The sequence below is a fragment of the Bacillus pretiosus genome, assembly GCF_052947655.1.
The window spans coordinates 106,612-117,309 of sequence record NZ_CM129593.1; the positions used below are offsets into that span (position 1 = coordinate 106,612).

Consider the following 10,698-nt stretch of genomic DNA (forward strand, 5'->3'; position numbering starts at 1 on the left):
ATGATTGATGCAAAGCAATTAAACAGCTTAGCGTTAGCATATATGGGTGATGCGGTATATGAACAATATATCCGCTATCACCTACTTCAAAAAGGGAAAGTTCGTCCTAATCAATTGCATCGATTAGGGACAAGCTTTGTTTCGGCAAAAGCGCAGGCGAAAGTTGTTTATCATTTATTAGAGACAGCATTTTTAACAGAGGAAGAAGAGGCGGTACTAAGAAGAGGGCGTAATGCAAATTCAGGTACTGTCCCGAAAAATACTGATGTACAAACATATCGATATAGTACAGCCTTTGAAGCGCTAATTGGCTATCATCACTTATTAAATAATCGTGAAAGATTAGACGAAATTGTATATAAGGCAATTGCTGTTTTAGAAGAAAAGGAAGGGGGCACATCATCATGAGTAGTGAATATATTATCGGACGTAACCCTGTAATTGAAGCGTTACGCTCAGGAAGAGATATTAATAAAATTTGGATCGCGGAAGGTGCTGCCAAAGGACAAATACAAATTGTACTAGCACTAGCGAAAGAAAATAAGATTATTTTACAACATGCACCAAAGAAGAAGTTAGACCAGTTAGTTGAGGGGAACCATCAAGGTGTAATTGCTCAAGTGGCTGCATATCAATATGCTGAGCTAGAAGATCTATTTAAAGTGGCAGAGAAGCGTAACGAAGATCCGTTCTTCTTAATTTTAGATGAAATCGAAGACCCGCATAACCTAGGTTCTATTATGCGTACTGCGGATGCAACAGGAGCTCATGGAATTATTATTCCGAAAAGAAGAGCTGTGGGACTTACTGCATCAGTTGCGAAAGCATCGACTGGAGCAATTGAATATATTCCTGTTGCACGTGTAACGAATTTATCTCGTACAATCGATGAATTAAAAGAACGTGGACTTTGGATTGCTGGTACAGATGCAAAAGGGAAAACGGATTACCGTAATTTAGATGGTAAAATGCCAATTGGATTAGTAATTGGAAGTGAAGGAAAAGGTATGAGTCGTATTATTGGTGAAAAATGTGATTTCTTAATTACTTTACCGATGGTCGGTAAAGTTACATCCTTAAATGCTTCAGTAGCCGCAAGTTTGTTAATGTATGAGGTATATCGTAAGCGTCACGAAATTGGTAAATAAAAAATGAACGATATTTTAATCGTTGACGGTTACAACATTATCGGAGCTTGGGGAGACTTGAAGAAACTACGGGATGTAGATTTGCAATCATCAAGAGATGCACTGATTGATAAGATGGCGGATTACCAAGGATACACAGGTACAAAGGTAATGATAGTTTTTGATGCTTATACAGTCCAAGGTATTGAAAAAAAGATGAAACAATCGCGTGTGGAAGTCATATTCACGAGGAAGAATCAAACTGCAGATGAAAAGATAGAGCAGCTTGCGATTGAGCTTAGAAATATAAATACGCAAATATATGTTGCGACTTCTGATTATACGGAACAATGGGTTATATTTGCGCAAGGTGCTCTTCGGAAATCTGCACGTGAATTGGAGTTGGAAGTACAAGCGATGGAGCAACAAGTAAGAAGGCGTACACAAGACACAAAAGAAAAGCAACCCGCCATGCGAAAGATATTTAGTAAAGATATTACAGAAAAATTAGAAAAATTAAGAAGAGGAGAGCGTTGAAGCATTGACGCTCTTTATCTTTTTACTGTATAATATTGCTAAATAAATAGCGGTCGGAGGGATCAAGGTGGAAGCAGGCTTCGTAAGTGTAGGCGACGTTACATTTCGTGATTTAGAGGATGAGGCAATCGTTGAGTTAGTTCGAAAAGGTAATACTGACGCTCTAGAATATTTGATTCACAAATATAAGAACTTTGTTCGCGCGAAATCGAGATCTTATTTCTTAGTGGGTGCCGATCGAGAAGATATTGTTCAAGAAGGTATGATTGGATTGTTTAAAGCGATTCGTGATTATAAAGAGGACAAGCTGTCTTCATTCAAAGCATTTGCTGAACTGTGTATCACTCGGCAAATTATTACCGCTATTAAAACAGCAACAAGGCAAAAACATATTCCGTTAAATTCATATGTGTCTTTAGATAAGCCGATTTATGATGAGGAATCTGATCGGACATTATTAGATGTTATTTCGGAAGCGAAGGTAACGGATCCTGAAGAAATGATTATAAGTCAGGAAGAATATACAGACATAGAATCTAAAATATCTGAATTATTAAGCGATTTAGAAAGAAAAGTGCTTTCTTTATATCTAGATGGTCGTTCTTATCAAGAGATTTCGGAACAGTTAAATAGACATGTGAAATCTATTGATAACGCTTTACAGAGGGTGAAGCGGAAATTGGAACGATATATGGAAATGAGAGAGAGTACCACTTTAAATTCATAACAAATGCTACAGGTGTAAAAAATCACCTGTTTTCTTTTTGTAGAGAGTGCAAAAGGCATGTCATTGACATTGTCTTTTGTTATATGATACATTTTTAGGGACATAATGTTACAAGGTTGGTGTAACTAATGAGGAAAAAAGTTGTACTCTCATGTGAAGAGTGTAAAAATCGAAACTACTCTACGATGAAAGATACGAGCTCAGTAGAGCGACTTGAAATAAAGAAGTTTTGTAAAACATGCAATCAGCATACAGTTCACAAGGAAACAAAATAAATAATTGAAATAATACACTGGAGGTCCCGTAGATGCGTTTAACGAACTTTTTCGGCGATGTAGGTCGCGAAATGAAAAAAGTAAGTTGGCCTAAAAAAGATGAATTACTCCGTTCAACAGCGACTGTTATCGCTACAGTTGTCTTCTTTGCGATTTTCTTCGCAGTGGTTGATATGGGCATTTCTTCTTTAATTCGGTTAATTCTTGGTTAATTCTTGAATAAGAAGCACTTATCCATGATATAATGTTATTTATAAGAACTGTGTAAAGGCCCGGTGAACGGGTTTTTTCATTTGCGCAAAAAAATGTACGTCAGGGAGGGAAGGACGCTCGTCCTAAATGAATGGAAAAAAGTTGGTATGTTGTCCATACTTATTCTGGATATGAAAATAAAGTAAAAGCAAACCTAGAGAAACGTGTAGAATCAATGGGTATGCAAGATAAAATTTTCCGTGTTGTTGTCCCGGAAGAAGTAGAAGTAGAAATGAAAAACGGTAAAGAAAAATTAATGAAAAGAAAAGTGTTCCCAGGTTATGTATTAGTAGAATTAATCATGACTGATGACTCTTGGTATGTTGTACGTAACACGCCAGGTGTAACTGGGTTCGTTGGTTCTTCTGGTTCTGGATCTAAACCATCACCTCTATTAGAAGAGGAAGTGGTTACCATTATGAAGCATATGGGAATGGACAACGAAGTGGTTGATTTCGACTTTGAACTTCATGAGACAGTGCGTGTAAATGAGGGGCCATTCGCAGATTATACAGGTGCTATTGAAGAAATTGATGTGGAGAAGAAAAAGGTTAGCGTGCTTGTGGACATGTTTGGTCGCGAGACTCCAGTTGAGCTTGACTTCCATCAAATTGAAAAATTATAAAATGAAACTTGAAATGAATTGTAAAAAGTGATAATATCTTTTAAGTCAGTACGTCTTCGTTATCGGAGACGTTTTTTGAAAGATTTTATCCTTACAGATAAAATATGACGTGGGAGGGCAAATCACTGTCCAATTGACCACATCACGGACTTAAGGAGGTGTGTCTCGTGGCTAAAAAGGTAATTAAAATGGTAAAGCTTCAAATTCCTGCAGGTAAAGCTAACCCAGCTCCACCAGTTGGTCCAGCATTAGGACAAGCAGGTGTTAACATCATGGGCTTCTGTAAAGAGTTTAACGCTCGTACAGCTGATCAAGCTGGTCTTATCATCCCTGTTGAAATTACGGTATTTGAGGACCGTTCATTCACTTTCATTACTAAAACTCCTCCTGCTGCTGTTCTTCTTAAGAAAGTAGCTGGTATTGAGTCTGGTTCTGGTGAACCAAACCGTAATAAAGTGGCAACTGTTAAGCGTGATAAAGTACGCGAAATCGCTGAAACTAAAATGCCTGACCTAAACGCTGCTAGTGTAGAAGCTGCAATGCGTATGGTTGAAGGTACTGCACGCAGTATGGGCATCGTTATCGAAGACTAATTCGATTTGTTTTTTTAAAAAGGTTGCGGGTCTGGAATTCCAATTCGCAACCTTTATTATCGTAAATGATTATCGTTTTTAAATAAATGGATGGCGCGCATCCTCAGGTTATACCTGAAAATAAGCGTAAACGTGGGAGGTTATTCCGCTAAAACCACATTCGAGGAGGAAATAAAAATGGCTAAAAGAGGTAAAAAGTACGTAGAAGCTGCAAAGCTTGTTGATCGTGCAACTGCTTACTCTGCAACAGAAGCAGTAGAATTAGTAAAGAAAACAAACACAGCTAAATTTGATGCGACTGTAGAAGTTGCATTCCGTTTAGGTGTTGACCCTAAGAAAGCTGACCAACAAATCCGTGGTGCAGTTGTTCTTCCACACGGTACTGGTAAAGTACAACGTGTATTAGTATTCGCTAAAGGTGAAAAGGCTAAAGAAGCTGAAGCTGCTGGAGCTGACTTCGTAGGCGATGCTGATTACATCGGTAAAATCCAACAAGGTTGGTTCGATTTCGATGTAGTAGTAGCAACTCCTGACATGATGGGTGAAGTTGGTAAACTTGGTCGCGTATTAGGACCTAAAGGTTTAATGCCAAACCCTAAAACTGGAACAGTTACTTTCGATGTAACTAAAGCTGTTAACGAAATCAAAGCTGGTAAAGTTGAATACCGCGTTGATAAAGCTGGTAACATCCACGTTCCAATCGGTAAAGTATCTTTCGAAGATGCTAAATTAGTAGAAAACTTCGGAACAATTGCTGACACTTTACAAAAAGTTAAGCCAGCTGCTGCAAAAGGTACTTACATGAAGAACGTAACAGTTGCTTCTACAATGGGACCTGGCGTACGTGTAGACGTTTCTACATTAGCGTAAAATTTGGAAGTTGACTTCATAAAGAAGTTTTTATATAATCATTTATGTTGTGAATTTAATTAGTGTACCGTAGACAGTAGGTGTCAATAGACTTAATTTCCTACCTAGGTGTTAATATACGAAACGGAATTTTTTTCTGTGACTATATGCCTCCATGTCTACAAGTTGGGCATGGAGGTTTTTAGTGCACTTTCGGTACATCTTCTATATAATCTACAGGAGGTGTAATAACATGAGCAAAGTAATCGAAACTAAACAACAAGTTGTAACTGAAATCGCGGACAAACTTCGCGAAAGTAAATCTACAATCGTTGTTGACTACCGTGGTTTAACAGTTTCTGAAGTAACAGAATTACGTAAAAACTTACGTGAAGCTGGCGTTGAGTTCAAAGTTTACAAAAACTCTTTAACTCGTCGTGCTGCAGAGTCTGCTGAAATGGCTGAGTTAAACGAATTCTTAACAGGACCAAACGCAATCGCGTTCAGTAACGAGGATGTAGTTGCTCCTGCGAAAGTATTAAACGACTTCGCTACAAAACATGAAGCTTTAGAAATTAAAGCTGGTGTAATCGAAGGTAAACTTGTAACACTTGATGAGGTTAAAGCTATCGCTACTCTTCCATCACGTGAAGGCTTACTTTCTATGCTTCTTAGCGTTCTTCAAGCTCCAATCCGTAACCTTGCACTTGCTACTAAAGCAGTTGCAGAACAAAAGGAAGAGCAAGGCGCTTAATTTTTTAAAAGATAATTACTTGTTATCTATAAAACAATACAAACCTATTTAAGGGAGGATATTTACAATGACTAAAGAACAAATCATTGAAGCAGTTAAATCTATGACTGTATTAGAACTTAACGACTTAGTAAAAGCTATCGAGGAAGAATTCGGCGTAACTGCTGCTGCTCCTGTAGCTGTAGCTGGTGGCGCTGGTGAAGCTGCTGCTGAGAAAACTGAATTTGACGTAGTACTTGCAAGTGCTGGCGCTCAAAAAATCAAAGTTATCAAAGCTGTACGTGAAATCACTGGTCTTGGCTTAAAAGAAGCTAAAGAATTAGTTGACAACACTCCAAAAGCAATCAAAGAAGGCGTTTCTAAAGAGGAAGCTGAAGAAATGAAAGCTAAACTTGAAGAAGTTGGCGCTGCTGTAGAAGTTAAGTAATTAACTTTTGATGCTTTAAAAAAAGCTCGCTCTCATGCGAGCTTTTTTTTTAACTGTAAAGAAAAGAGGTGGCCATATGGCAGACCATTATTTTTCTAACGACCCTTCTAGTAAAAGTGATCGTAAACGATGGGAATTTACACTTCGTGGATCTCAATTTACTTTCTTATCTGACCGTGGGGTGTTCTCGAAAAACGAAGTGGACTTTGGTTCTCGTCTTTTAATTGAAGCGTTTCAAGTGCCAGATATTAAAGGTGATATATTAGACGTAGGTTGTGGATATGGACCAATTGGTTTATCGTTGGCGAAAGAGTTTCAAGACCGTAAAGTTCACATGGTGGATGTGAATGAAAGGGCGCTTGAGCTTGCGAAAGAAAATGCCGCTAACAATAGAATTGGAAATGTACGCATTTTTCAAAGTAGCGTCTATGAAAATGTAGATGGTATGTATGCTGCTATTCTATCTAATCCTCCAATTCGTGCAGGTAAAGATATCGTGCATGAGATTTTAGAAAAGGCTGTAGAGTATTTAGTTCCAGGTGGAGAGTTGTGGATTGTTATTCAAAAGAAGCAAGGTGCACCATCTGCACTGAAGAAACTAGAGGAAGTATTTTCTGAAGTCGAAGTTGTAGAAAAGAAAAAAGGATATTATATCATAAAATCAAAAAAACGTTGACGGTTATTTTTGGCTATGTTAACATTATACAATGCCAATATATGATTTTCTGCGTTGAGAAAGATGTATATTTTTGTTTCTCTTGGAAAAGATAGTAAAATCAGCAGATTATGAAACAGAATGATGGTTTTCTTATAGAAGCCATTTTTCTTTTTTGAGCAGGTAGAAAGACTCAACGTATTTATCTTTAAGAGAAAAAACTACGCTAATAGCAGTAGTTGTATTTATTTGTGATTTTGCACAAATTTTTTTGTGCATTTATAATACTCATGATTTGAGGGGTGAAGCAGTTGACAGGTCAACTAGTTCAATACGGACGCCACCGCCAACGAAGAAGTTATGCCCGTATTAGTGAAGTATTAGAGTTACCAAATCTTATCGAAATTCAAACCTCTTCTTATCAGTGGTTTCTTGATGAGGGTTTGCGAGAAATGTTCCAGGACATTTCTCCGATCGAAGACTTTACGGGAAATCTATCGCTTGAATTTATCGACTACAGCTTAGGTGAACCTAAATACTCTGTAGACGAATGCAAAGAGCGTGATGTGACGTATGCAGCACCACTTCGTGTAAAAGTGCGTCTAATCAACAAGGAAACTGGTGAAGTAAAAGAACAAGATGTGTTCATGGGAGATTTCCCACTCATGACAGAGACTGGAACATTCGTAATTAACGGTGCAGAACGTGTTATCGTTTCCCAGTTAGTTCGCTCTCCAAGCGTATACTATAGTGGCAAAGTGGATAAAAACGGAAAACGTGGTTTTACTGCTACTGTAATTCCAAACCGCGGAGCTTGGTTAGAGTATGAGACAGATGCTAAGGATGTTGTATATGTGCGTATTGACCGTACGCGTAAACTTCCTGTAACTGTTTTGTTACGCGCATTAGGGTTTGGCTCTGATCAAGAAATCACCGAGCTTTTAGGTGATAACGAATACTTAAGCAACACATTAGAAAAAGACAACACAGATAGCACAGAAAAAGCATTGCTTGAAATTTATGAGCGTCTACGTCCTGGTGAACCACCAACAGTAGAAAATGCTAAGAGCTTACTTGTGTCTCGTTTCTTCGATCCAAAGCGCTACGATTTAGCAAATGTAGGTCGCTATAAGATCAACAAGAAGTTACACATTAAAAACAGATTGTTTAATCAACGTTTAGCTGAAACATTAGTGGATCCAGAAACTGGTGAAATTTTAGCGGCGGAAGGAACAATCTTAGATCGTCGTACACTTGATCGCATTTTACCTTACTTAGAGAAAAACATTGGATTCAAAACAGCGAAACCAATGGGTGGAGTGGTAGAAGGCGATGTTGAGCTGCAATCTATTAAGATTTATGCTCCTGAGTCAGAAGGCGAACGCGTAATTAATGTAATTGGTAATGCAAATATTACTCGTGATGTAAAACACATCACACCAGGTGATATCCTTGCTTCTATCAGTTACTTCTTCAACCTACTATACAAAGTGGGGGATACAGATGATATCGACCATTTAGGAAACCGTCGTCTGCGTTCTGTTGGAGAACTATTACAAAATCAATTCCGTATCGGTCTTTCTCGTATGGAACGTGTTGTTCGTGAGAGAATGTCGATTCAAGATACAAATGCAATTACACCACAAGCGTTAATTAACATTCGCCCGGTTATTGCATCTATTAAAGAGTTCTTCGGAAGTTCTCAGTTATCTCAGTTCATGGATCAAACAAACCCATTAGCAGAGTTAACTCACAAACGAAGACTATCTGCATTAGGACCCGGTGGTTTAACGCGTGAGCGCGCAGGCTTTGAAGTACGTGACGTTCACTACTCTCACTATGGTCGTATGTGTCCGATTGAAACGCCAGAGGGACCAAACATCGGTTTGATTAACTCATTATCATCGTTCGCGAAAGTAAATGAGTTTGGTTTCATTGAAACACCATACCGTCGTGTTGATCCAGAATCTGGTCTTGTAACAGGGCAGGTTGATTACTTAACAGCAGATGAAGAAGATAATTATGTTGTAGCCCAAGCGAATATGAAATTATCTGAAGAAGGAGAATTCCTTAGCGAAGATATCGTAGCTCGTTTCCGTGGTGAAAACATTGTCACAAATAAAGAACGCATCGACTACATGGATGTATCTCCAAAACAAGTAGTGTCGGCAGCGACAGCTTGTATTCCGTTCTTAGAAAACGATGACTCTAACCGCGCACTTATGGGAGCGAACATGCAACGTCAGGCGGTTCCGTTAATGAATCCGGAATCTCCGATTGTAGGTACAGGTATGGAGTACGTATCAGCAAAAGACTCAGGTGCTGCAGTAATCTGTAAACATCCTGGTGTTGTTGAACGCGTAGAAGCACGTGAAGTTTGGGTACGTCGCTATGTAGAAGTTGACGGTCAAACAGTAAAAGGCGACTTAGATCGTTACAAAATGCAAAAATTCATTCGTTCTAACCAAGGAACTTGCTACAACCAACGTCCAATCGTAAGTGTTGGAAATGAAGTTGTAAAAGGTGAGATTCTTGCGGATGGTCCTTCTATGGAATTAGGTGAACTAGCACTTGGACGTAACGTGCTTGTTGGCTTCATGACTTGGGACGGTTATAACTACGAGGATGCGATCATTATGAGTGAGCGCCTTGTAAAAGATGATGTGTACACTTCTATTCATATTGAAGAATATGAGTCAGAAGCTCGTGATACGAAGCTTGGACCAGAAGAAATTACACGTGACATTCCAAACGTTGGGGAAGATGCATTACGCAACCTTGACGAGCGCGGTATCATTCGCGTTGGTGCGGAAGTAAAAGATGGAGATTTACTTGTTGGTAAAGTAACACCTAAAGGTGTAACAGAATTAACAGCTGAAGAACGTCTATTACATGCTATCTTTGGAGAAAAAGCACGTGAAGTACGTGATACATCACTACGTGTACCACACGGTGGTGGCGGTATTATCTTAGACGTAAAAGTATTCAACCGTGAAGATGGCGATGAATTGCCACCAGGCGTGAATCAACTTGTACGTGCATATATCGTTCAAAAACGTAAAATCTCTGAAGGTGACAAGATGGCCGGACGTCACGGTAACAAAGGTGTTATCTCTCGTATTTTACCAGAAGAAGATATGCCTTACTTACCAGACGGTACGCCAATCGATATCATGTTAAACCCATTAGGGGTACCATCTCGTATGAATATCGGTCAGGTATTAGAGCTTCATCTTGGTATGGCAGCAAGATACCTTGGTATTCACATTGCAACACCAGTATTCGATGGTGCTCGTGAGGAAGATGTTTGGGGCACGATTGAAGAAGCTGGTATGGCAAATGACGCGAAAACAATCCTGTATGACGGACGTACTGGTGAACCATTCGATAACCGCGTATCTGTTGGTGTCATGTATATGATCAAACTTGCGCACATGGTTGACGATAAACTTCATGCTCGTTCTACTGGACCATACTCACTTGTAACGCAGCAGCCTCTTGGAGGTAAAGCTCAGTTCGGTGGACAGCGTTTCGGTGAGATGGAGGTTTGGGCACTTGAAGCTTACGGTGCTGCTTATACTCTTCAAGAAATCTTAACAGTGAAGTCTGATGATGTTGTTGGACGTGTTAAGACGTATGAAGCAATTGTTAAAGGCGAAAATGTTCCAGAACCAGGCGTTCCTGAATCATTCAAAGTATTGATTAAAGAGCTGCAAAGTTTAGGTATGGACGTTAAAATGATGTCTAGCGACGATAAAGAAATTGAAATGCGTGATACAGAAGATGACGATGATCATCAATCAGCAGATAAATTGAATGTCGAAGTTGAGACAACTAAAGAATAATTGGGATAACCTGTAGACTAAAAGGGAGGTAG

At 39.0% G+C, this 10,698-nt stretch carries 13 protein-coding genes and 1 other annotated feature; all 13 genes read left to right on the forward strand.

The window, feature by feature from the left end:
• The 13 genes from ACU8YW_RS00570 (at window position 1) to rpoB (ending at window position 10,666) form a co-directional block, all read left to right on the forward strand.
• Window positions 1-408, forward strand: coding sequence for a Mini-ribonuclease 3 (locus tag ACU8YW_RS00570; protein WP_000564263.1), 408 nt, complete (start codon window positions 1-3; stop codon window positions 406-408).
• A complete protein-coding gene (gene rlmB / locus ACU8YW_RS00575; RefSeq protein ID WP_000093757.1) occupies window positions 405-1,148 on the forward strand; it encodes a 23S rRNA (guanosine(2251)-2'-O)-methyltransferase RlmB in 744 nt (247 codons plus the stop codon). The genes ACU8YW_RS00570 and rlmB overlap by 4 nt, the downstream gene beginning before the upstream one ends.
• Before the next feature lie 3 nt (window positions 1,149-1,151).
• Window positions 1,152-1,664: an NYN domain-containing protein gene (locus tag ACU8YW_RS00580; protein WP_000997888.1), complete on the forward strand. Its 513-nt coding sequence runs from the start codon at window positions 1,152-1,154 to the stop codon at window positions 1,662-1,664.
• A 67-nt stretch (window positions 1,665-1,731) separates the two neighbouring features.
• Window positions 1,732-2,391, forward strand: coding sequence for an RNA polymerase factor sigma-70 (locus tag ACU8YW_RS00585; RefSeq protein ID WP_000387198.1), 660 nt, complete (start codon window positions 1,732-1,734; stop codon window positions 2,389-2,391).
• 128 nt (window positions 2,392-2,519) lie between these two features.
• On the forward strand, window positions 2,520-2,666 hold the full coding sequence (rpmG, locus tag ACU8YW_RS00590; protein WP_002070160.1) for a 50S ribosomal protein L33: 147 nt from the start codon (window positions 2,520-2,522) through the stop codon (window positions 2,664-2,666).
• A 32-nt stretch (window positions 2,667-2,698) separates the two neighbouring features.
• A complete protein-coding gene (secE, locus tag ACU8YW_RS00595; RefSeq protein WP_001241321.1) occupies window positions 2,699-2,878 on the forward strand; it encodes a preprotein translocase subunit SecE in 180 nt (59 codons plus the stop codon).
• Between the two features lie 131 nt (window positions 2,879-3,009).
• Window positions 3,010-3,543 carry a transcription termination/antitermination protein NusG gene (gene nusG / locus ACU8YW_RS00600; protein ID WP_000415794.1) on the forward strand — a complete coding sequence of 178 codons (534 nt, stop codon included), beginning with the start codon at window positions 3,010-3,012 and terminating at the stop codon, window positions 3,541-3,543.
• Window positions 3,544-3,710: 167 nt separating this feature from the next.
• On the forward strand, window positions 3,711-4,136 hold the full coding sequence (gene rplK / locus ACU8YW_RS00605; RefSeq protein ID WP_001085872.1) for a 50S ribosomal protein L11: 426 nt from the start codon (window positions 3,711-3,713) through the stop codon (window positions 4,134-4,136).
• 177 nt (window positions 4,137-4,313) lie between these two features.
• Entirely contained in the window at window positions 4,314-5,006 is a 693-nt protein-coding gene (gene rplA, locus ACU8YW_RS00610; RefSeq protein ID WP_002096939.1) for a 50S ribosomal protein L1, read from the forward strand.
• A 49-nt stretch (window positions 5,007-5,055) separates the two neighbouring features.
• Window positions 5,056-5,199: a sequence feature (ribosomal protein L10 leader region), on the forward strand.
• 39 nt (window positions 5,200-5,238) lie between these two features.
• On the forward strand, window positions 5,239-5,739 hold the full coding sequence (gene rplJ, locus ACU8YW_RS00615) for a 50S ribosomal protein L10 (protein WP_000048721.1): 501 nt from the start codon (window positions 5,239-5,241) through the stop codon (window positions 5,737-5,739).
• A gap of 67 nt (window positions 5,740-5,806) precedes the next feature.
• Window positions 5,807-6,166, forward strand: a complete 360-nt coding sequence (rplL, locus tag ACU8YW_RS00620) for a 50S ribosomal protein L7/L12 (RefSeq protein ID WP_000159737.1) — start codon at window positions 5,807-5,809, stop codon at window positions 6,164-6,166.
• Window positions 6,167-6,242: 76 nt separating this feature from the next.
• Complete coding sequence (locus ACU8YW_RS00625; protein WP_048543031.1) at window positions 6,243-6,842, forward strand: class I SAM-dependent methyltransferase; 600 nt, start codon at window positions 6,243-6,245, stop codon at window positions 6,840-6,842.
• A 290-nt stretch (window positions 6,843-7,132) separates the two neighbouring features.
• On the forward strand, window positions 7,133-10,666 hold the full coding sequence (gene rpoB, locus ACU8YW_RS00630) for a DNA-directed RNA polymerase subunit beta (RefSeq protein WP_000147550.1): 3,534 nt from the start codon (window positions 7,133-7,135) through the stop codon (window positions 10,664-10,666).
• The last annotated feature ends 32 nt before the right edge of the window (window positions 10,667-10,698 follow it).